Source organism: Pseudomonas citronellolis (genome assembly GCF_029335315.1).
GTDB lineage: Bacteria > Pseudomonadota > Gammaproteobacteria > Pseudomonadales > Pseudomonadaceae > Pseudomonas > Pseudomonas citronellolis_A.
In genome coordinates this window covers 1-20,767 of record NZ_JARJLT010000037.1, presented here as the reverse complement: position 1 = coordinate 20,767, position 20,767 = coordinate 1, and the positions used below count along the sequence as shown (strand labels likewise).

20 protein-coding genes and 1 pseudogene are annotated in these 20,767 nt (G+C 66.5%); 17 read left to right on the top strand and 4 right to left on the bottom strand.

The features are described from left to right. The 4 genes and pseudogenes from P3W75_RS02950 to P3W75_RS02935 form a co-directional block, all read left to right on the top strand. A pseudogene (locus P3W75_RS02950) lies at window positions 1-258 on the top strand (polyphosphate kinase 2); the annotation flags it as partial. Between the two features lie 217 nt (window positions 259-475). Continuing rightward, window positions 476-2,089 (top strand): inorganic phosphate transporter, encoded by a 1,614-nt coding sequence (locus P3W75_RS02945; protein ID WP_276225881.1) that lies wholly within the window; start codon window positions 476-478, stop codon window positions 2,087-2,089. Between the two features lie 323 nt (window positions 2,090-2,412). Continuing rightward, entirely contained in the window at window positions 2,413-3,651 is a 1,239-nt protein-coding gene (locus P3W75_RS02940) for a glutamine synthetase family protein (protein ID WP_276225882.1), read from the top strand. Between the two features lie 192 nt (window positions 3,652-3,843). Beyond that, a complete protein-coding gene (locus P3W75_RS02935) occupies window positions 3,844-5,169 on the top strand; it encodes an MFS transporter (protein WP_276225880.1) in 1,326 nt (441 codons plus the stop codon). Window positions 5,170-5,324: 155 nt separating this feature from the next. Here P3W75_RS02935 and P3W75_RS02930 read toward each other — a convergent pair whose 3' ends face one another. From P3W75_RS02930 to flgA, 4 genes are all read right to left on the bottom strand, one after another. Continuing rightward, window positions 5,325-6,074 carry a flagellar brake protein gene (locus P3W75_RS02930; RefSeq protein WP_276225879.1) on the bottom strand — a complete coding sequence of 250 codons (750 nt, stop codon included), beginning with the start codon at window positions 6,072-6,074 and terminating at the stop codon, window positions 5,325-5,327. 94 nt (window positions 6,075-6,168) lie between these two features. Further along, entirely contained in the window at window positions 6,169-6,636 is a 468-nt protein-coding gene (locus P3W75_RS02925) for a flagella synthesis protein FlgN (RefSeq protein WP_276225878.1), read from the bottom strand. Between the two features lie 40 nt (window positions 6,637-6,676). Beyond that, window positions 6,677-6,991 carry a flagellar biosynthesis anti-sigma factor FlgM gene (flgM, locus tag P3W75_RS02920; RefSeq protein WP_276225877.1) on the bottom strand — a complete coding sequence of 105 codons (315 nt, stop codon included), beginning with the start codon at window positions 6,989-6,991 and terminating at the stop codon, window positions 6,677-6,679. Window positions 6,992-7,122: 131 nt separating this feature from the next. Further along, window positions 7,123-7,812, bottom strand: a complete 690-nt coding sequence (gene flgA, locus P3W75_RS02915; RefSeq protein ID WP_276225876.1) for a flagellar basal body P-ring formation chaperone FlgA — start codon at window positions 7,810-7,812, stop codon at window positions 7,123-7,125. A gap of 135 nt (window positions 7,813-7,947) precedes the next feature. Here flgA and P3W75_RS02910 point away from each other — a divergent pair, with 135 nt between their 5' ends. The 13 genes from P3W75_RS02910 to flgL all read left to right on the top strand — a co-directional run. Further along, entirely contained in the window at window positions 7,948-8,880 is a 933-nt protein-coding gene (locus P3W75_RS02910; RefSeq protein WP_276225875.1) for a chemotaxis protein CheV, read from the top strand. A 135-nt stretch (window positions 8,881-9,015) separates the two neighbouring features. Next, window positions 9,016-9,822 (top strand): protein-glutamate O-methyltransferase CheR, encoded by an 807-nt coding sequence (gene cheR, locus P3W75_RS02905; RefSeq protein WP_430765332.1) that lies wholly within the window; start codon window positions 9,016-9,018, stop codon window positions 9,820-9,822. A gap of 302 nt (window positions 9,823-10,124) precedes the next feature. Next, complete coding sequence (gene flgB, locus P3W75_RS02900) at window positions 10,125-10,532, top strand: flagellar basal body rod protein FlgB (RefSeq protein ID WP_276225873.1); 408 nt, start codon at window positions 10,125-10,127, stop codon at window positions 10,530-10,532. A 5-nt stretch (window positions 10,533-10,537) separates the two neighbouring features. Further along, window positions 10,538-10,978 (top strand): flagellar basal body rod protein FlgC, encoded by a 441-nt coding sequence (flgC, locus tag P3W75_RS02895; RefSeq protein ID WP_276225872.1) that lies wholly within the window; start codon window positions 10,538-10,540, stop codon window positions 10,976-10,978. Between the two features lie 16 nt (window positions 10,979-10,994). Further along, the gene (flgD, locus tag P3W75_RS02890) at window positions 10,995-11,699 is read left to right on the top strand and encodes a flagellar hook assembly protein FlgD (protein ID WP_276225871.1); all 705 of its coding nucleotides are present in this window, start codon (window positions 10,995-10,997) and stop codon (window positions 11,697-11,699) included. A gap of 27 nt (window positions 11,700-11,726) precedes the next feature. Next, window positions 11,727-13,034 carry a flagellar hook protein FlgE gene (gene flgE / locus P3W75_RS02885; protein WP_276225870.1) on the top strand — a complete coding sequence of 436 codons (1,308 nt, stop codon included), beginning with the start codon at window positions 11,727-11,729 and terminating at the stop codon, window positions 13,032-13,034. 193 nt (window positions 13,035-13,227) lie between these two features. After that, window positions 13,228-13,971: a flagellar basal-body rod protein FlgF gene (gene flgF, locus P3W75_RS02880; RefSeq protein WP_276225869.1), complete on the top strand. Its 744-nt coding sequence runs from the start codon at window positions 13,228-13,230 to the stop codon at window positions 13,969-13,971. A gap of 46 nt (window positions 13,972-14,017) precedes the next feature. After that, window positions 14,018-14,803 (top strand): flagellar basal-body rod protein FlgG, encoded by a 786-nt coding sequence (gene flgG / locus P3W75_RS02875; RefSeq protein WP_276225868.1) that lies wholly within the window; start codon window positions 14,018-14,020, stop codon window positions 14,801-14,803. Between the two features lie 58 nt (window positions 14,804-14,861). After that, entirely contained in the window at window positions 14,862-15,554 is a 693-nt protein-coding gene (flgH, locus tag P3W75_RS02870; RefSeq protein WP_276225867.1) for a flagellar basal body L-ring protein FlgH, read from the top strand. 14 nt (window positions 15,555-15,568) lie between these two features. After that, window positions 15,569-16,678, top strand: a complete 1,110-nt coding sequence (locus tag P3W75_RS02865) for a flagellar basal body P-ring protein FlgI (protein WP_276225866.1) — start codon at window positions 15,569-15,571, stop codon at window positions 16,676-16,678. Window positions 16,679-16,688: 10 nt separating this feature from the next. Beyond that, window positions 16,689-17,918 carry a flagellar assembly peptidoglycan hydrolase FlgJ gene (gene flgJ / locus P3W75_RS02860; RefSeq protein WP_276225865.1) on the top strand — a complete coding sequence of 410 codons (1,230 nt, stop codon included), beginning with the start codon at window positions 16,689-16,691 and terminating at the stop codon, window positions 17,916-17,918. 9 nt (window positions 17,919-17,927) lie between these two features. After that, window positions 17,928-19,925, top strand: a complete 1,998-nt coding sequence (gene flgK / locus P3W75_RS02855) for a flagellar hook-associated protein FlgK (RefSeq protein WP_276225864.1) — start codon at window positions 17,928-17,930, stop codon at window positions 19,923-19,925. 10 nt (window positions 19,926-19,935) lie between these two features. Next, a partial coding sequence (flgL, locus tag P3W75_RS02850) for a flagellar hook-associated protein FlgL (protein WP_276225863.1) occupies window positions 19,936-20,767 on the top strand: 832 nt, incomplete at its 3' end.

Here is a 20,767-nt window from a genome sequence, read left to right as displayed (position 1 = left end):
TCACGGCGCCGCTGGGAGGCCTACACCAAGGCCAAGGAAACCATGCTGGAGCGCACCCACATCGCCGAAGCGCCCTGGTGGGTGGTACAGGCCGACGACAAGAAACGCGCGCGGCTGAACTGCATCAGCCACCTGCTGGGCCAGGTGCCCTACGAGGAAGTGGGGCACCTGCACGTCGAACTGCCGGCGCGCCAGCGCCACGCGGACTACGTGCGCATTCCCACGCCGGGCGAGATGGTGGTGCCGGAGCGTTATTGAGCGCCGCGCCGACGGCTGGCGGCGGATAACCGCGAACGGTTATGCGCCCTACGTCGCGGTCGACCCTGGCGTAGGGCGGATAACGTTCCACGTTATCCGCCGCCCGGCCTCGTCGATAGCTCAGACATAAATAGCTCAGACATAAATAGCTCAGACATAAATTGTCACACTCCATCGTCATGCTGGCGCGGTCATCCCCCGCAAGCGGACCACCAGCATGACCACCGATACCCTGGCCAGTGACGGCGCCGCCGCCCTCGGCGGCCGCCCACACCTCGACGGCAAGCCCGGTCGCCTCACCGCCCTGGCGTTCTACGCGCTGCTGGCCGTCGGCCTACTGTTCTCGGCCTGGAGCCTGATCCACGACGTCGACGAAGTGGCCGGCGCGGTCAACACCTGGACGCCCTTCCTGCTGCTCGGCGTGGCCCTGCTGATCGCCCTGGGCTTCGAGTTCGTCAACGGCTTCCACGACACCGCCAACGCCGTGGCCACCGTCATCTATACGCACTCGCTGCCGCCGCACTTCGCGGTGGTCTGGTCCGGCTGCTTCAACTTCCTCGGCGTGCTGCTCTCCAGCGGCGCGGTGGCCTTCGGCATCATCGCCCTGCTGCCGGTGGAGCTGATCCTGCAGGTCGGTTCCTCGGCCGGCTTCGCCATGGTCTTCGCGCTGCTGATCGCCGCCATCCTGTGGAACCTCGGCACCTGGTGGCTGGGCCTGCCGGCGTCGTCCTCGCACACCCTGATCGGCTCGATCATCGGCGTCGGCGTGGCCAACGCGCTGATGCACGGCCGCGACGGCACCAGCGGCGTGGACTGGGCGCAGGCGACCAAGGTCGGCTACTCGCTGCTGCTCTCGCCGCTGGTCGGCTTCGTCTGCTCGGCGCTGCTGCTCCTGGCCCTGCGCCTGCTGGTGAAGAACCGCGCGCTGTACAAGGCGCCCAAGGCCAAGGCGCCGCCGCCCTGGTGGATTCGCGGCCTGCTGGTGCTGACCTGCACCGGGGTGTCGTTCGCCCACGGCTCCAACGACGGGCAGAAGGGCATGGGCCTGATCATGCTGATCCTGATCGGCACCGTGCCCATGGCCTACGCGCTGAACCGCACCATCCCGGTCGACCAGACCACCGCCTTCGTGGTGCTCGCCGAGGCCACCCAGCAGGGCCTGCAGGCCAGCGCGCCAGGCGCGGCGCCGGCCGACCCGCGGCCGGTGCTGTCCGAGTACATCCGCACCCACGCGGTGAGCTCGGCCCTGGTGCCGTCGCTGGCCGCGCTGACCGGCAGCATCGGCAGCGAAGTGAAGAACTACGGCAGCCTGGCCAAGGTGCCGGCCGAGGCCATGGCCAACGTGCGCAACGACATGTACCTGGCCTCCGAGACCATCCGTGTGATGGACAAGGACAAGGTCGGCAACTTCGACGCCGACACCCAGGCGCGGCTGATGGCCTTCAAGGGCAAGATCGACGACGCCACCCGCTTCATCCCGTTGTGGGTCAAGGTCGCCGTGGCCATCGCCCTGGGCTTGGGCACCATGGTCGGCTGGAAGCGCATCGTGGTGACGGTCGGCGAGAAGATCGGCAAGAGCCACCTGACCTACGCCCAGGGCGCCTCGGCCGAGGTGGTGGCGATGCTCACCATCGGCGCGGCGGACATGTACGGCCTGCCGGTGTCCACCACCCACGTGTTGTCTTCCGGCGTGGCCGGGAGCATGGCGGCCAACGGCTCGGGCCTGCAGATGCGCACCATCCGCAACCTGCTGATGGCCTGGGTGCTGACCCTGCCGGCGGCGATCGTGCTGTCCGCGTCGCTGTACTGGCTGTTCACCAAGCTGTTCTGAGCCCCGCCGCTCAGCGAAGCGCCGCCCCTCGGGGCGGCGCTTTCGTTTCTGCCGGCATGCCCGCGATTCCCGCCCTCGCGCCGGGCCATCGCGGACGGAGTCCGCTCCTACGGGGGATTACAGAAGCTCCCTTCATCCACCTGCTTGAAATATCGAACGACCGGTGCGTATTTTGTACGGGTCGCACAGTCTGTGCGGCCGAATGACAAGGATAAGAAGTGATGACTAGCGAAGGACGTAGCCCGCTCGCCGAGCGCCTGGCTGGAGTCGAAGAAATCGAATGCGTCACCCCGGACCTCAACGGGGTGCCGCGCGGCAAGGTGATGACCGGCGAGGGCTTCCTCTCCGGGCGGCGCCTGCAGCTGGCCCGTGGCGTGCTGCTGCAATGCATCATGGGCGGCTACCCGCCGGCGCGTTTCTACGGCAGCGACGACGGCGACCTGGCCCTGATCGCCGAACCGACCCAGGTGCATCGCCTGCCGTGGAGCGACAGCCCGCGCGCCCTGGCCATCTGCGACGCGGTGGAGCTGGACGGCAAGCCCTCCGGGTTGTCCAGCCGCGGCCTGCTCAAGCAGGTGCTGGCGCGCTACGCCGAGCGCGGCTGGCAGCCGGTGGTGGCCACCGAGCTGGAGTTCTTCGTCTTCGCCCCCAACCCCGACCCGAGCGAGGCCTTCCAGCCGCCGCTGGGCCCGGACGGTCGCCGCGAGATGGGCCACTCGGCCTTCAGTGTGTCCTCCAACAACGGCCTGCGCCCGTTCTTCGAGGACGTCTACCGCTGCATGGCGGCGGTGGGGCTGGAACGCGACACTTTCATGCACGAGATGGGCACCAGCCAGTTCGAGATCAACTTCCTGCATGGCGACCCGGTGCTGCTGGCCGACCAGACCTTCCTGTTCAAGCACCTGCTCAAGGAAGTGGCGCTCAAGCACGGCCTGATAGTGGTATGCATGGCCAAGCCGTTGGCGAAGACCCCGGGCAGCTCGATGCACATCCACCAGAGCGTGGTCGACGGCGAAGGCCGCAACATCTTCAGCGACGCCGACGGCGAAGCCACCCCGGCCTTCCGTCATTTCATCGGCGGCCTGCAGGCCTGCCTGGCGGACTTCACCCTGCTGTTCGCGCCCAACGTCAACTCGTTCCAGCGCCTGTGCCACCCCTACGCCTCGCCGAACAACGCCTGCTGGTCCCACGACAACCGCGCCGCCGGCCTGCGCATTCCGGCCAGCCCGCCGGTGGCGCGCCGCGTGGAGAACCGCCTGCCGGGGGCCGACGCCAACCCCTACCTGGCCATCGCCGCCAGCCTGGCCGCCGGCCTGCACGGCATCGAGCGCGAACTGGAGCCCAGCGCGGCGATCCAGGGCGAGTTCGAGGTGCCCGATGAGTTGCTGCTGCCCTGCACCATGTACGACGCCCTGCGCCGCCTGAAGCGCAGCGCCCTGGCGCGGCAGATGTTCGGCGCCGAGTTCGTCGACGGCTACGTGGCCAGCAAGGAGATGGAACTGACCAGCTTCTTCGACGAAATCACCCCTTGGGAGCGACGCGTCCTCGCGGCCCAGGCGTGAGCCCCTCGGGGCCCGTTTCGGCGGGCCCCGACCGCCGGCTTAGCCGTGGGCGACCTTGGCCTCCGCGTCACCGCCAAAAGCTCTCGACGCGCCCTGCGGCAGGCTCTAGGCTGGTAGCGAACGCCCGCCTTCGCGCGGGCGGCTTTGTGTAGTACGGCGGCCCCGCGCCGCCCGTCTTGGACCGGAGGTCCGATGCGGATTTTCACAGCCTTCCGTGCGCTTTACTTCGCCACCATCTGCCTGTTGACCGGCTCCGGCCTGCTGAGTACCTACCTGGGGCTGCGCCTGGCCGCGGAAAAGGTCGACGGCCTGTGGATCGGCGCCATGATGGCGGCCTACTACCTGGGCCTGGTCCTGGGCGGCAAGATCGGCCACCGGCTGATCGCCCGGGTCGGCCATATCCGCGCCTACGTCGCCTGCGGCGGCCTGGTGGTCGCGGCGGTGCTGGGCATCGGCCTGACGTCCTGGCCGGAGATCTGGCTGCTGCTGCGGACCCTGATCGGCCTGGGCATGATGTGCCAGTACATGGTCATCGAGAGCTGGCTCAACGAGCAGGCCGAGGCGCGCCAGCGCGGCGCGGTGTTCGCCGGCTACATGGTGTTTTCCTACCTCGGCCTGGTGTGCGGGCAGCTGATCCTGGTGCTGCATCCGGGGTTGGGGCCGGACCTGCCGATGATGATCGCGCTGGCGTTCGCGCTGTCGCTGATCCCGGTGTCGATCACCCACAAGATGCACCCCGCGCCGCTGCGCCCGGCGCCGCTGGAGCCGCGTTTCTTCATCCAGCGGGTGCCGCAGTCGCTGACCACGGTGCTGGTCTCCGGGCTGGTGATTGGCTCGTTCTACGGCCTGGCGCCGCTGTACGCCACCGAGCAGGGCCTGAGCGTCGAGCAGATCGGCGTGTTCATGGGCGTGTGCATCTTCGCCGGGCTGCTGGTGCAGTGGCCGTTGGGCTGGCTATCGGACCGCTACGACCGCGCCATGCTGATCCGCAACGCCGGCATCCTGCTGCTGGTGTTCGCGCTGCCGCTGGCGGCGCTGCCCGAGCTGCCGATGGAGGCGATGGTGCCGATGGGCTTCATGGTCTGCCTGGTGCAGTTCACCCTGTACCCGCTGGCCGTGGCCTTCTCCAACGACCACGTCGAGGGTGAGCGGCGCGTGTCGCTGACCGCCATGCTGCTGGTCACCTTCGGCGTCGGCGCCTGCGTCGGCCCGCTGGCCGCCGGCGCGCTGATGCGCCAGTTGGGGCCGAACATGCTCTACGCCTTCGCCGCCGCCTGCGCGCTGATCATCATCTGGCGCGTGCGGCCGGAGAAGGTCAGCGGCCTGCACCGGGTCGACGAGGCACCGGTCAAGCATGTGGCCACGCCGGACAGCCTGGCCACTTCGCCGCTGTCGGCGGCGCTCGACCCGCGCGTGGACGACGCGACCGTGGAAGAGCAGATGAAGGTCACCCCCGCGCCCGCGGAGCCGGTGAAGGCCGGTGACGCCGAAGCCGAAGAAGAGAGCCGCCCGGGGTAGGGTGGCTGGAGAAGTAGAACCTGTCTACGATCTGCTGCGCGTCGGCACAACTGCGTTTAAAACAGGCGAGCGATGCTCATTTAGCGGCCTAAACTGCGCTCACTCGCCTGTTTCTGCCTTGTTCTGCTCTAGCTCGGGAGATAGTAAACAGGCTCTTAGAAGAGCTCGTCTTTCTCGAAGCGCCGCGCTTCGCGCTGCAACTGGTAGACGAAGCGCTCGATGTGGCGCTGCTCCAGCCCGCTCATGCGGTGGAAGCGCAGGCCGGCGAAGCTGGCGTTGGCCTTCTCGTCGAAGTGCACGTGGCGCAGTTCCACTTGCAGGGTGATCGCGCCGAAAGGCAGGCGGGCGGTGAAGCGCTCGTAGATCTGCCCGGCCTGCAGGCGCTCGTGCACATCGCCGCTGAAACGCACCTTGCAGCCGGTGGCGGAGATGTCCAGCAGGTTGCCGCCGATGGCGTTCTTGAGTTTGTCGCCGCTCAGTTCCACGGCCACTTGCTGGGTCTGCTTGAGCGCGGCGCGGTAGGCGTTGCGGCGCTGGTGGTAGAGCATTTCCGCCGGCAGCGGCAGCCAGTAGCAGCGAGCGCCATCCAGTTCACTGAAGTTGGCGTTCTGCTGGCAATCCCAGGCGATGCGCACGCCTTCGTGGAAGGCTTCGATGCGGAAGTTCTCGCCATTCTGCAGGAAGCGCTCGCCGTCGTTGGGGATCAGCTCGTCGAGGGCCAGCTGGTTGCGCTCGCGATCCACCGCGATGACGAAGCTCTGGAAGCGCTGGTTGCGGTCGGCGAAGGTGACCACCAGCGGATCATGGCTGTCCATCAGGGTTCGCAGGTTGGCCTGAATCTCCACGGGCGCCTTCAGCGTCTTCGGCGGCTGCGGGCCATTTTCCTCGGCGAACGGGCTTGCCACGGTCCTTGGGTCTCCAGTTGTGCTTATTTTAGTGTAGGAATTTTTACGCAGGGCGGTGGCATTCTGCCGCATCGCCCTGCCGGACGCCAGGCGCTCAGGCCTGGCTGAGGGGACGTTGGCGGTTGCTCTGGGTGGCGCCGCCGCGACGGTCGTAGAGACTGGGGATGTCCTGGCCGCGGAGGATGTCCAGCAGGCGCCCGGTGGCGTGCTGGTTGTTGCGGATGATCCGGCCGTTGCGCAGGTTGGCCTGCTGGCAGGCTTCGAACAGCGCCGCCAGGCGCTCGCTGAGTTCCACCGTGGCGGCTTCCACGCGGCCTTGCGCGGCCAGCGCGGTGAGGCCGGCGCGGTCGTCGCTGACGCCGGCCTGGCGCAGCGCTTCGCTGCGCCGGCGACCGTTCTGCTCCAGTTGTTGCAACAGCGGCAGCTTGGCGCCGAGCAGCACGTCCAGGCGCTCCAGGTCGCGCGCCTCAAGGGCGTGGTACTCGTCCTCGATCAGCTGCAGCAGTTGTTCGCTGGCGCCGATATCTTCGGTGATGAGGTGGAGCAGGGCGGCGTTGGGCATATCGACTCGGCGTCCCGGGCGTCCGTGGGGAATCCCGCGCTCAGCGCTGGGATTCGAAGTCGAGCAGCTTGCCGGCGACCTTCTGGCTATCGACCTGGTAGCTGCCATCGGCGATGGCCTGCTTCAGCCGCGCGACCTTGTCCGAGTCGACGACGGGTTGGTCTTTCAGCTGGTCGCTGGCTTTCTGCAATTGTTGGGCGGTGCTGCTCAGTTGCACGGACTCACCGCTGCCAGCGGCCGGCGCGCTGCTGGCGCTTTCGCCGGCGGCTTCGCTGCGGCCGGACTGGGCTTTGCCGGTGCTGCCGGTGGAGACCGGCGCGCTGGCATTGTTCAGCCGGTTGAAGTCGATGACCATGATATGAACCTCTGCGGTTTAGGACGCTTGCCTGAAGGTTTCGGCTGACATCCGCAAAACTTTAGAGCGGATTTTCGTGCGCCCTTGCACAGTTTAGTGAAGGCCGGTGGCAAAGCGCCAGACTTCCGACGCTATAGCGTGACCTCGACCGCACCGGGCTCCACGACCCGTGCCCTGATGATGCGCTGCGAGCGCAGGTTGCGCACGCGAATCTGCTCGCCGGGCACGCCGTCGGCCATGGCTTCGCCGGGCATCACCACGTTGACCGTGCTGGTTCGCGCGCGGATCACCACCTGGTCGCCCTTGCGCACCGCCGCGGCCTGTTCGAGGAACACCGGGGCGATGATCTGGTCGGCGGTGGTCGGCCGCTTGAGCTTCTGCCCCACGGCCTGCTGCGGGTCGGTCAGGTAGCCCTGGCTGAGCAGGCCGATGTCGCGCTCCACCAGGCTGACGTCGCCGTCCTCCAGTACATGGTCGCGCTTGAGCGGCAGGGTGGTGACCACCACCTGGCGGAACAGCTTGACCTGGGCCGGGACGTACACCGACCAGGGCGAGGAGCCGTCGCAGCGCACCTGCACCGAGACCCGGCCAACCGGTTGCGCCGGGCTTTCCAGCGACTGGCTCAGGTCCTTGTCGCAGGCCGCCAGGCGCAGGCGCGGATCCAGGCGCGCCACCTCGATCTCGTAGCGTGCCTCTATGCCGCTGCGTTGCAGATAATCTTCCACCTTGAACTCAAGAAAGCCCTGGGTGGAGCCGATAAGGATTTCGGGTGCGGTAAAGTTGTCGGCCCAGGCCGGTCCCGGGGCGAATATCCCCAGCATGCCGAGCGCTGCACAGAGCGAGCGGGCATGGATTCGGGACCGTCGGAAAAACGTCGTTGGCAGTTTCATGCCAGGACACAAGCAAGGCTCGTGCCGGTCGCCGCTTCGCGGCGCGGTGGAAATGCAGGGGGCGCAATGGCCGGAGTCATGGATTCGGTCAACCAGCGGACGCAGCTGGTTGGGCAGAATCGTCTGGAATTACTGCTGTTCCGGCTGGACGGCAGCCAGCTGTATGGCATCAACGTGTTCAAGGTCAAGGAGGTGCTGCAGTGCCCGCGCCTGACCGTGATGCCCAAGTCCAGCCCTGTGGTGCGCGGTGTGGCGAACATCCGTGGCGGCACCATCCCGATCCTCGACCTGTCGATGGCCACCGGCCGTCGCGGATTGCGCGAGATCGACAACAGCTTCGTGATCATCACCGAGTACAACACCAAGGTGCAGGGCTTCCTGGTGCATTCGGTGGAGCGCATCGTCAACATGAACTGGGAGGAGATCCATCCGCCACCCAAGGGCACCGGCCGCGACCACTACCTGACGGCGGTGACGCGGGTGGACAAGCAACTGGTGGAGATCATCGACGTGGAGAAAATCCTCGCCGAGGTCGCGCCGACCAGCGAGGACATCTCCGAGGGCGTGGTGGATTCCGACACCCAGGCCAGCGCGGTGACCAAGCGGGTGCTGGTGGTGGACGACTCCTCGGTGGCGCGCAAGCAATTGATCCGCTGCCTGGAGACGGTCGGCGTGGAAGTGCTGGCGCTGAATGACGGCCGCCAGGCGCTGGACTACCTTCAACAGATGCTGGACGCCGGCGGCAGGCCCGACCAGGAACTGCTGATGGTGATCTCCGACATCGAGATGCCGGAAATGGATGGCTACACCCTCACCGCGGAGATTCGACACGATCCGCGGCTGCAGGACCTGCACATTCTCCTGCATACTTCGTTGTCCGGGGTGTTCAACCAGGCGATGGTGCGCAAGGTCGGCGCCAACGACTTCCTCGCCAAGTTCCGTCCCGACGACCTGGCTGCGCGCGTTGTCGAGCGCATCAAGGCGGTGGACGCGCGCTGAGCGGAGGGCGCTTCGGGTAGTCTGCAACGGGCGGCTGGCGGCCGCCCATGGCCGGGGGCGACCCCGGCCGACGCCGTGCGTTCGGATTGGCGCGCGGCCAACTGGAAAGAGGCGTGATCGGTGACATCGACCAACATGGAATTCGAGCTGTTCCGGGATTTCCTGGAGAAGGCCTGTGGCATCGTGCTGGGTGCCAACAAGCAGTATCTGGTCACCAGTCGCCTGAACAAGCTGATGGAACAGCAGGGCATCAAGTCCCTGGGTGAGCTGGTGCAGAAGATCCAGGTCCGCAGCCAGCTGCGCGAGCAGGTGGTGGACGCCATGACCACCAACGAAACCCTCTGGTTCCGCGACACCTATCCCTTCGAAGTGCTGAAGAACCGCATCCTCGCCGAGGCCATCAAGGCCGCGCCGGGGCAGCGCCTGCGCATCTGGTCGGCGGCCTGCTCGTCGGGGCAGGAGCCCTATTCGCTGTCGATGACCATCGATGAGTTCGAGCGGACCAACCTTGGCCAGCTCAAGGCCGGGGTGCAGATCGTCGCCACCGACCTTTCCGGCTCCATGCTCAACGCCTGCCGCGCCGGCGAGTACGACAGCCTGGCCATCGGCCGCGGCCTGTCCCAGGAGCGCCTGCAGCGCTACTTCGACAGCAAGGGGCCGGGGCGCTGGGCGGTGAAGCCGGCGATCAAGAGCCGTGTGGAGTTCCGCGCGCTGAACCTGCTGGAGAGCTACGCCACCCTCGGCAAGTTCGACCTGATCTTCTGCCGCAACGTGCTCATCTACTTCTCCGCCGAGGTCAAGCGCGACATCCTGCTGCGCATGCACGCCGCGCTCAAGCCCGGCGGCTACCTGTTCCTCGGCGCCTCCGAGGCGCTCAATGGGCTGCCCGACCACTACCAGATGGTCCAGTGCAACCCGGGGATCATCTACAAGGCCAAGTGACGCATCGGCCCCGCTGAGCCGTAGGAGCGCGCCCTGCGCGCGATTCGCCGGCATGGCCGGCTCCTACGGTGAGGACAGGGCTCCCGCGCGCGCCATGTGGCAGCGCCAACGGCGCTCGCTTCCCCTGAAATCCACCAGAAATCCATTGCCGCCGGGCGGTAAGCCTTTGCCGCTTGCCGCGTTTAGCCGCTCATTGCCGCCGGTAAGAATCGCGCAATGCATTGATTTATAAGGATTTTAAAATCTGGCACGCACCTTGCTGAAGTGATCGCAAGCCCACACCGGCAAACAGGTTCGTGACCATGAGCATCAGCTTCGACTCCGCCCTCGGCATCCACGCACAAGCGCTCAGCTTCCGCTCGCAGCGCGCCGAAGTGCTGGCCAACAACCTGGCCAACGCGGACACGCCGAACTACAAGGCGCGTGACCTGGACTTCGCCTCGGTGCTTGCGGCGCAGGCCGACAAGGCCAAGAACGGTACCTTCAGCACCACCCTGACCAATACCCGGCACATCGAAGCCGACGGTGTGGCCCTGGGCGACGACTCGCTGAAGTACCGCATCCCGACCCACCCGTCCATCGACCAGAACACCGTTGACGAGCAGATGGAGCAGGCCAACTACGCGCAGAACGCCGTGCAGTACCAGGCCAGCTTCACCTTCCTCAACAGCAAGTTCAAAGGCCTGATGGGCGCCCTGCGCGGAGAGTGATCGCCATGTCCCTTGCCAGTGTTTTCAGCATCGCCGGTACCGGCATGAGTGCCCAGACCACCCGTCTGAACACCACCGCGTCGAACATCGCCAACGCCGAGAGCGTCTCCTCGAGCCTCGACAAGACCTACCGTGCGCGCCATCCGGTGTTCTCCGCCACCTTCCAGCAGGCGCAGAACGGCCAGGGCTCGCTGTTCCAGGACACCGACCAGGCCGGCAGCGGCGTGCAGGTGCTGGGCGTGATCGAGGACCAGAGCCCGCTGGTGCCGCGCTACGAACCGAACCACCCGGCGGCCAATGCCGAGGGCTATGTGTACTACCCCAACGTCAACGTGGTGGAGGAGATGGCCGACATGATCTCCGCCAGCCGCTCGTTCCAGAGCAACGCGGAAATGATGAACACCGCCAAACAGATGATGCAGAAGGTCCTGACCCTGGGTCAGTGAGCGCAGAGGACGCCCCATGAGCATCGATAGCACCAGCAGTTCCTCGAACTCGATCCTCTCGGCACTCAATGCCGGGTCGTCGAGTTCGTCGTCGTCCACTTCGGAGACCGGCACCAGCGCGCTGGGCAAGGATTCCTTCCTGCAGTTGCTGGTCACCCAGCTGAACAACCAGAACCCGCTGGACCCGCAGGACAACACCCAGTTCGTGTCCCAGTTGGCCCAGTTCTCCAGCCTGGAAAGCATGGAGAACCTGGATACCACCCTGGGCAACTTCTATTCCTCGTTCCAGTCCTCGCAGGCCTTGCAGGCCTCGTCGCTGGTCGGCCGCTCGGTGATCGTCAACTCCAGCAAGGTGCAGGTCGACGACCCCTCCGCCGGGGTCGACGGCAGCCTGGTGATGCCGTCCAACGGCGACGGCGTGACCCTGAAGATCTACGACTCGGACGGCAGCCTGGTGCGCACCATCGACATGGGCACGCAGAAGGCCGGCAACATCGATTTCACCTGGGACGGCAAGGACGACAGCGGCACGCAGGTGGACGCCGGCGCCTACACCATCAAGGCCACGGCCACCCTGGACGGTACCAGTACCGCCCTGACCACCTACCTGCCGGCCACGGTCAACAGCGTCACGCTGGGCCAGAACGGCGGGGAAATGACCCTCAATCTCGCTGGCATCGGCAGTGTCTCCGCCTCCAGCGTCCAGACCATCGGAAAATAACGCCGTCCTTCGGCACGGGAGCTGACCATGTCTTTCAATACCGCCCTGAGTGGTTTGAACGCCGCGAGCACGGACCTGAACGTGACCGGCAACAACATCGCCAACGTCGGGACCACCGGCTTCAAGTCGTCGCGCACCGAGTTCGCCGACCTCTACGCCTCGTCGATGCTCGGCACCGGGCGCAACGCCATCGGCAGCGGGGTCATCACCCAGTCGGTGTCGCAACAGTTCACCCAGGGCAACCTGAGTTCCACCGGGCGCAGCCTGGACCTGGCCATCAGCGGCAACGGCTTCTTCATGGTCAGTGACAACGGCAGCCGCCTGTACACCCGCAACGGCACCTTCAACACCGACGCCAGCGGCTACATCGTCGACGGCTCGGGCAACCGCCTGCAGGGTTACGGCGTCAACGCCAATGGCTCGGTGGTCAACGGTGTGATCACCGACCTCAAGGTCGACACCGCCAACCAGCCGCCGAGCCCGACCTCGAAGATCACCTCGACCCTGAGCCTGAACTCGGCCGCCACCACGCCGACCACCACGCCGTTCGACGCCAGCGACTCGAGCAGCTACAACTGGTCGACCTCGGTGGACATCTACGACTCCCAGGGCAACTCGCACACCATGACGAATTACTTCGCCAAGGACAGCAGCAACAACTGGAGCATGTACACCCTGGTGGATGGCCGTTCGCCGACCGACCCGACCAGCACCACCCCGATGACCAGCCAGGTGGCCTTCAACAGCGCCGGCCAGCTGACCGGCATCACCTCCACCGACATGACCGTCAACGCCGACAACACCCTGACCCTCAATGGCTGGGTGCCGGCGTCGATCACCGACTCCACCACCAACCCGGTGACCTGGGGTGCCAACGGTGCGGCGGCGGCCACCGGCGGCATCAGCATCGACATGACCAAGACCACCCAGACCAACGCCAGCTTCGCGGTTACCGCGGTGACCCAGGACGGTTACGCCACCGGGCAGATGTCGGGTCTTTCGGTTGCCGAGGACGGGCAGATGTATGCCACCTACACCAACGGCCAGTCCAAGGTGATCGGCCAGTTGGTGCTGGCCAACTTCGCCAACACCCAGGGCCTGACCCCGGTGGGCAACACCGCCTGGAAACAGTCGCTGGCCTCCGGCGAGGCGGTGGTCGGCACGCCGACGTCCGGCACCCTCGGCTCGGTGGGCTCGGGCTCGCTGGAAGAGTCCAACGTCGACCTCACCGCGCAGCTGGTGAACCTGATCGTGGCGCAGCGCAACTACCAGGCCAACGCCAAGACGGTACAGACCGAAAGCACCATCTCCGACACCATCATCAACATCCGTTGATGGCGGCAACGTCCCCTTGCCGCAGGCGGCAGTCCCTCGCCGCCTGACGGCCATCGAGGCTCCTTCGGGAGCCTTTTCTTTTGTGTAACCCCTTTCGTATCAGCGCTTTGCGCGATTTTTTCAATTCTGGCACAGGCCTTGCTGAAGTCCCTCCAGCAGCGCCGGGAATTCGACCCGGCATGGGAGGATTGCCTTGGACAGAATGCTGTACGTCGCCATGAGCGGAGCTAGCCAGAACACCCTGGCCATGCAGGCTCACGCCAACAACCTGGCGAACATCTCCACGACCGGTTTCCGCCGCGACTTCGAACAGGCGCGGGCGATGCCGATCTTCGGCGACAGCTTTCCGGCGCGCGTGTTCGCCATGAGCGAACGCCCAGCCACCGACTTCACCCCCGGCGCGCTGCAGGAAACCGGCCGCGACCTCGACGTCGCCGCCAAGGGCAACGCCTGGATCGCCGTGCAGGCGCCGGACGGCAGCGAAGCCTACGTGCGCACCGGCAGCCTGGAGATCGACGCCCTCGGCCAGCTGCGCACCGGCGACGGCATGCCGGTCATGGGCAATGGCGGGCCGATCGCGATTCCGCCGGAAGAGAAGATCGATATCGGCGAAGACGGCACCATCACCGTTCGCGGCCAGGGCAACAACCCCAACGCGCTGGCCACCGTCGACCGCATCAAGCTGGTCACCCCCGACCCGAAGCAGCTGGAGAAGGGCACCGACGGCCTGATCCGCATGAAGAAGGGCCAGGCCGCGCCGCAGATGGACGCCAACGCCAGCGTGCAGTCGGGCTTCCTCGAAGCGAGCAACGTCAACGCCGTGGAAGAGATGACCTCGATCCTCGCGCTGTCCCGCCAGTTCGAGCTGCACGTGAAGATGATGCGCACCGCCGAGGATGACTCCCAGGCCATGGCGCGGGTTTTGCAACTTAGCTAATCACCAGATCGAGGCGTCATGAATCCGACGCCCGAGGAGAATAGATATGCTTCCGGCACTGTGGGTCAGCAAGACCGGCCTGTCCGCCCAGGACATGAACCTGACCACCATTTCCAACAACCTGGCGAACGTCTCGACCACCGGCTTCAAGCGTGATCGCGCCGAGTTCCAGGACCTGCTGTACCAGATCAAGCGTCAGCCCGGCGCCCAGTCGACCCAGGACAGCCAGCTGCCCTCGGGCCTGCAGCTGGGTACCGGCGTGCGCATCGTCGGCACCCAGAAGAACTTCACCGCCGGCAGCCTGCAGACCACCGACAACCCGCTGGACCTGGCGGTCAACGGTCGCGGCTTCTTCCAGGTGCTGACCCCGGACGGCACCGTCGCCTACACCCGCGACGGCAGCTTCCACCTGAACTCCGACGGCCAGATCGTCACCTCCAACGGCAACGCCCTGGAACCGGCCATCGTGGTGCCGGCGGAAACCCAGACCTTCACCGTCGGCAACGACGGCACCGTCTCGGTGACCGTGGCCGGCAACGCCACGCCGCAGATCATCGGCAACATCCAGACCGCCGACTTCATCAACCCGGCGGGCCTGCAGGCGACCGGCAACAACCTGTTCCTGGAGACCGCCTCCAGTGGCGCGCCGCAGGTCGGCACCCCGGGCCTGAACGGCCTCGGCACCACCCTGCAGAACACCTTGGAGAACTCCAACGTCAGCGTGGTGGAGGAGATGGTCAACATGATCACCACCCAGCGCGCCTACGAGATGAACTCCAAGGTGATTTCCACCGCCGACCAGATGTTGTCGTTCATCACCCAGAACCTTTGATGATTGACCGGGCCTCGCGGCCCGGAGTGTCAGTAGCTCTCCCCGAGAGGTAGTTGCAATGAACCGTTCCCCCATCCTTCCGCTGCTGGCCATCGCCGCGCTGGCCGGGTGCGTCAGTCCTCCGCCGAAGCCGGACGACCCCTATTACGCACCGGTCATGCCGCGCACCCCGATGCCGGCGGCGCAGAACAACGGTTCCATCTACCAGGCCGGGTTCGAGAACAGCCTCTACGGCGACCGCAAGGCCTTCCGCGTGGGCGACATCATCACCGTCACCCTCAACGAGAAGACCCAGGCGAGCAAGAAGGCCAACTCGGACGTCTCCAAGGACAGCAGCAACAAAATGGGGATCACCTCGCTGTTCGGCAGCTCGCCCAAGACCAACAACCCCTTCGGCAGTGGCAGCCTCGACCTCAGCGCCGAGTACAGCGGCAACCGCGAGGCCAAGGGTGACGCGGCGGCGGGGCAGAGCAACAGCCTGACCGGCTCGATCACCGTCACCGTGGCCGAAGTCATGCCCAACGGCATCCTCGCCGTGCGCGGCGAGAAGTGGATGACCCTGAACACCGGCAACGAGCTGGTGCGCATCGCCGGGCTGATCCGCGCCGACGACATCGCCACCGACAACACCGTGTCCTCGACCCGCGTGGCCGACGCGCGCATCACCTATTCGGGCACCGGCTCCTTCGCCGACGCCAGCCAGCCGGGCTGGCTCGACCGCTTCTTCCTCAGCCCGCTGTGGCCGTTCTGAGCAGGTGAACTGAGATGTCGATCTTCTCCCGCCTGCTCCTCGTGCTCGGCCTGTCTTGCCTGGCGCTCGCGGCCCAGGCAGAGCGCCTGAAGGACATCGCCAGCATCCAGGGCGTGCGCAGCAACCAGCTGATCGGCTACGGCCTGGTGGTTGGCCTCAACGGCAGCGGCGACCAGACCACGCAGACCCCGTTCACCCTGCAGACCTTCAACAACATGCTGGCGCAGTTCGGCATCAAGGTGCCGGCCGGCAGCGGCAACGTGCAGCTGAAGAACGTCGCCGCGGTATCGGTGCACGCCGACCTGCCGCCGTTCTCCAAGCCGGGCCAGACCATCGACGTGACCATCTCCTCGATCGGCAACGCCAAGAGCCTGCGCGGCGGCAGCCTGCTGATGACCCAGCTCAAGGGCATCGACGGCCAGACCTACGCCATCGCCCAGGGCAACCTGGTGGTGGGTGGCTTCGACGCCGAGGGCCGCGACGGCTCGAAGATCACCGTCAACGTTCCTTCGGCCGGGCGCATCCCCTCCGGCGCCACCGTCGAGCGCGCGGTGCCGAGCGGCTTCGACCAGGGCAACAGCCTGACCCTGAACCTCAACCGCCCCGACTTCACCACCGCCAAGCACATCGTCGACCGCATCAACGACATGCTCGGCCCGGGCGTGGCCCAGGCCATCGACGGCGGCTCGGTGCGGGTCAGCGCGCCGCTCGACCCGAACCAGCGGGTGGACTACATGTCGGTGCTGGAGAACCTGGAGATCCAGTCCGGCGAGGCGGTGGCCAAGGTCATCATCAACTCGCGCACCGGCACCATCGTCATCGGCCAGAACGTCCACGTGTCGCCGGCCGCCGTGACCCATGGCAGCCTCACCGTGACCATCACCGAAGACCCGATCGTCAGCCAGCCGGGCCCGCTGTCCGGCGGTCAGACCGCGGTGGTCCCGCGTTCGCGGGTCAACGCCCAGCAGGAGGCCAAGCCGATGTTCAAGTTCGGCCCGGGTACCACCCTCGACGAGATCGTTCGCGCAGTGAACCAGGTGGGCGCGGCGCCCAGCGACCTGATGGCGATTCTCGAAGCCCTGAAGCAGGCCGGCGCGTTGCAGGCCGAGCTGATCGTGATCTGAGGACGCCGCCATGGACGCACGCTTGCTCAACCCCGGCACCCGCTCTGGCGACAGCCAGGCCTACACCGACCTCAACCGCCTCAGCCAGCTGAAGGGCGGCGACCGCAACAGCCAGGGCAACATCCGCAAGGTGGCCCAGGAGTTCGAGTCGCTGTTCCTCAACGAGATGCTCAAGTCGATGCGCTCGGCCAACGAGGTGTTCGCCAAGGACAACCCGCTCAACAGCGAGACCACCAAGCAGTACCAGGACATGTACGACCACCAGCTGTCGGTGTCCCTGTCGCGCGAGGGACATGGCATCGGCCTGGCCGACGTGCTGGTCAAGCAGATGGAGAAGATGCAGGGCGTGCGCCACGACGGCGGCAACCCCTTCGCCAAGACCCAGACCACCCTCGATGCGGCCCAGGCCACTGGCACCCAGGCGACCACGGCCGGGCAGGCCATGTCCGAGCGGCAGCAGGCGAAGAGCCTGTGGTCCTCCAGCGGCAAACCCTTGCCGCAGCCCGAAGCCGGCCGCGACGACCGCCAGGCCCTGAACGCCCGCCGCCTGGCGCTGCCGGGCAAGCTCGCGCAGCGCGTGGCCGCCGGCATAGTGCCGGACACCAGCGCCAGCGCCGGCAGCCAGCCGAAGCAACTGGCCGGCAACGACTGGCGCAATGCGCGCGGCTACCAGAAACAGGCCGACAGCGCCGCAGTCGCCGATACCTCGGCCATCTCCACCAAGCCGGGCAAGTCCATGTTCGCCTCGGCCGACGATTTCGTTTCCACCATGCTGCCGATGGCCGAACGCGCGGCCAAGCGCATCGGCGTCGACCCACGCTACCTGGTGGCCCAGGCCGCGCTGGAAACCGGCTGGGGCAAGAAAATGATCGCCCAGCGCGATGGCAGCAGCAGCCACAACCTGTTCGGCATCAAGAGCGGTTCCAGCTGGCAGGGCGACTCCGCCCGCGCCGTCACCAGCGAGTACGCCAACGGCAAGCAGGTCAAGGAAGTGGCGTCGTTCCGCGCCTACAACTCGTTCGAGCAGAGCTTCCAGGACTACGTCAGCTTCCTGCAGAACAACGACCGCTACCAGGGCGCGCTGGACTCCGCCGCGCGCCCCGAGCAGTTCATGAAGGAACTGCAGCACGCCGGCTACGCGACCGACCCGCAATACGCGCGCAAGGTTTCCCAGATCGCCAAGCAGATGCAGGTGTACCAGGCCGTCGCCATGGCCGACGGCCCGACCCGCACCCTCTAAGGAAAGCCCATGAGCCTGCTGTCCATAGGATTGTCCGGTCTCACCGCCTCGCAGACGGCGCTGAGCACCACCGGCAACAACATCACCAACGTCGACACCGCCGGCTATACCCGCCAGCAGTCGACGCAGGTCTCTTCGGCCTCGCAGTTCGCCGGCCAGTACTACGTCGGCACCGGCACCACGGTGCAGGACGTGCGCCGCCTGTACAGCGAGTTCCTGGCCAACCAGCTGCGCGGCGCCACCGCGGTGAACAGCGACGCGCAGACCTACCTCACCCAGGTCAACCAGATCGACTCGCTGCTGTCGGACAGCACCACCGGCCTGTCCTCGGTGATGCAGAACTTCTTCGCCTCGCTGCAGACCGCCGCCGCTTCGCCGACCGACGCCGCCTCGCGGCAGCTGGTGCTGACCCAGGCGAGCAACCTGGCGCAGCGCTTCAACTCGATCTCCACCCAGCTGGGCTCGCAGAACAGCCTGGTCAATACGCAGATGGACAGCCTGGCCGGGCAGGTGAGCGACCTGGCCAAGACCATCGCCAAGTACAACCAGGCGATCACCGCCGCCGAATCCGCCGGCGCCAGCGCCAACGACCTGCAGGACAAGCGCGACCAGGCGGTGGTGCAGCTGTCCGACATGATCGGCGTCAGCGTGGTCAAGCAGGGCAGCAACTACAACCTCTACCTGGGTTCCGGCCAGCCGCTGGTGGTGGGCAGCAACGCCTCCACCCTGAGCGCCGGCCCCAGCGCCAGCAATCCGGGGCAGTACAGCCTGACCTTGAGCTCCGGCAGCTCCAGCATGGACGTCACCTCGGTGGTCACCGGCGGGCAGATGGGCGGGCTGCTGCGTTATCGCAGCGACGTGCTGGACACCACCCAGAACGAACTCGGGCGCATGGCCGTCGTCCTCGCCGACACCTTCAACAGCCAGCTGGCCCAGGGCCTGGACCTCAACGGCAACTTCGGCGCGCAGCTGTTCAAGGACATCAACGACGCCAGCGTGATCGGCAACCGCAGCCTGGCCAACGCGCACAACACCGGCACCGGCAACCTCAACGTCAGCATCGACGACAGCAGCGCGCTGACCACCAGCGACTACGAAGTGACCTTCACCTCGGCCACCGGCTACACCGTCAAGCGTTCCTCCGACGGCGTGGTGCTGGGCAGCGGTGACCTGACCGACAGCCCGCCGCAGGAATTCGACGGCTTCAGCATCAGCCAGCAGAGCGTCGGCACCGTGCAGGCCGGCGACCGCTTCACGGTGATCCCGACGCGCACCGCGGCGGCGGACATCTCGGTGAGCATGACCGACTCCAACCGCCTGGCCTTCGCCTCGCCGGTGGTGGCCACCTCGACCACCGGCAACATCGGCAGCGGCACCATCAGCGGTACCGGCCTGACCACCGAGCTCGACGCCAGCAACAGTGCGGCGCTGTCCTCGGCGATCCAGGCCGGGCTGCCGGTGAAGCTGGTGTTCGACGCCGCCAGCGGCGGCACCCAGGGCTACACCATCTACGATTCGGCGGGTAACTCGCTGGGCACCGGCAGCATCGTGCCGGGGCAGAGCAACGACATCAGCGTGACTGTTCCCGGTACGCCGTCGTTCAGCTTCCAGACCACCATCGCCGGCTACCCGGGGGAGGGCGACAGCTTCTCGGTGGCCTTCAACGCCGACGGCGACGCCGACAACGGCAACGCGCAGAAACTGATCGACCTGCAGAGCGCCAAGACCGTCGGCAGCGGCACCGGCAGTGGCAGCGGCATGAGCCTGACCGGCGCCTACAGCAGCCTGACCGAGACGGTCGGCGCCCAGGCCAACCAGGCCCAGCTGGACGCCACCGCCACCGACGCGGTGCTGACCCAGGCGCAGAACAGCCGCGACTCGCTGTCGGCGGTGAACCTCGACGAAGAGGCGGCCAACCTGGTGAAGTTCCAGCAGTACTACACGGCCTCCGCGCAGATCATCAAGACCGCGCAGACCCTCTTCGACACCCTGATCAACAACATCTGAGGCGGCCGTGATGCGCATTTCCACCCCGCAGATCTTCAGCTCCAACATCGACAACTACAACCGCGGCTACGCCAGCCTGGCCAAGACCCAGGAGCAGATCGCCAGCGGCGTGCGCATCCAGACCCCGGCCGACGACCCCGTCGGCGCCGCGCGTTTGCTGCAGCTGCAACAGCAGCAGGCGATGCTGACCCAGTACAGCGGCAACACCACCACGGCCACCAACAGCCTGAACCAGGAACAGAGCGTCCTCGACTCGATCAACACCTCCCTGCAGCGCGCCCGCGAACTGACCCTGCGCGCCGGCGACGGCTCGCTGAGCGACGAGGACCGCGGCGCCATCAGCGACGAGCTGGGCGAGATCCAGAAGCAGCTGCTGACCCTGATGAACAGCAAGGACGCCAGCGGCAACTACCTGTTCTCCGGCAGCAAGAGCACGGTGCAGCCGTTCATCCAGAATGCCGACGGCAGCTACAGCTACCAGGGCGACCAGAGCACGCTGAACCTGCAGGTCTCGGACAACCTGCTGATGCCGACCACCGACAGTGGCTGGAGCATCTTCGAGATGGCCGCCAACGCCAGCCGCACGGTCAGCTCGCTGACCAGCAACCCCAACGCCGATGGCGTGCAGCGCGCCTTCCTGTCCCAGGGCACGGTCACCAGCGACTCCAGCTACAACGCCAGCTTCCGCGCCGGCGCGCCCTACACCCTGAACGTGCTCAGCGGCACCCAGTACCAGATCCTCGACAAGAACGGCAACGACGTCACCAGCGAGGCCAACACCAACGGCACCTACGACGCGACCTCCACCGACAGCAACGCGATCATGTTCCGCGGGGCGCAGT

What these genes read in the sequence shown, in the direction of transcription:
- P3W75_RS02945 (WP_276225881.1), top strand. Translation starts at nt 476, where the DNA reads ATGACCACCGATACCCTGGCCAGTGACGGCGCCGCCGCCCTCGGCGGC.
- P3W75_RS02940 (WP_276225882.1), top strand. Translation starts at nt 2,413, where the DNA reads ATGACCGGCGAGGGCTTCCTCTCCGGGCGGCGCCTGCAGCTGGCCCGT.
- P3W75_RS02935 (WP_276225880.1), top strand. Translation starts at nt 3,844, where the DNA reads ATGCGGATTTTCACAGCCTTCCGTGCGCTTTACTTCGCCACCATCTGC.
- P3W75_RS02925 (WP_276225878.1), bottom strand. Translation starts at nt 6,636, where the DNA reads ATGCCCAACGCCGCCCTGCTCCACCTCATCACCGAAGATATCGGCGCC.
- flgM (WP_276225877.1), bottom strand. Translation starts at nt 6,991, where the DNA reads ATGGTCATCGACTTCAACCGGCTGAACAATGCCAGCGCGCCGGTCTCC.
- flgA (WP_276225876.1), bottom strand. Translation starts at nt 7,812, where the DNA reads ATGCTGGGGATATTCGCCCCGGGACCGGCCTGGGCCGACAACTTTACC.
- P3W75_RS02910 (WP_276225875.1), top strand. Translation starts at nt 7,948, where the DNA reads ATGGCCGGAGTCATGGATTCGGTCAACCAGCGGACGCAGCTGGTTGGG.
- cheR (WP_430765332.1), top strand. Translation starts at nt 9,016, where the DNA reads ATGGAATTCGAGCTGTTCCGGGATTTCCTGGAGAAGGCCTGTGGCATC.
- flgB (WP_276225873.1), top strand. Translation starts at nt 10,125, where the DNA reads ATGAGCATCAGCTTCGACTCCGCCCTCGGCATCCACGCACAAGCGCTC.
- flgC (WP_276225872.1), top strand. Translation starts at nt 10,538, where the DNA reads ATGTCCCTTGCCAGTGTTTTCAGCATCGCCGGTACCGGCATGAGTGCC.
- flgD (WP_276225871.1), top strand. Translation starts at nt 10,995, where the DNA reads ATGAGCATCGATAGCACCAGCAGTTCCTCGAACTCGATCCTCTCGGCA.
- flgE (WP_276225870.1), top strand. Translation starts at nt 11,727, where the DNA reads ATGTCTTTCAATACCGCCCTGAGTGGTTTGAACGCCGCGAGCACGGAC.
- flgG (WP_276225868.1), top strand. Translation starts at nt 14,018, where the DNA reads ATGCTTCCGGCACTGTGGGTCAGCAAGACCGGCCTGTCCGCCCAGGAC.
- flgH (WP_276225867.1), top strand. Translation starts at nt 14,862, where the DNA reads ATGAACCGTTCCCCCATCCTTCCGCTGCTGGCCATCGCCGCGCTGGCC.
- P3W75_RS02865 (WP_276225866.1), top strand. Translation starts at nt 15,569, where the DNA reads ATGTCGATCTTCTCCCGCCTGCTCCTCGTGCTCGGCCTGTCTTGCCTG.
- flgJ (WP_276225865.1), top strand. Translation starts at nt 16,689, where the DNA reads ATGGACGCACGCTTGCTCAACCCCGGCACCCGCTCTGGCGACAGCCAG.
- flgK (WP_276225864.1), top strand. Translation starts at nt 17,928, where the DNA reads ATGAGCCTGCTGTCCATAGGATTGTCCGGTCTCACCGCCTCGCAGACG.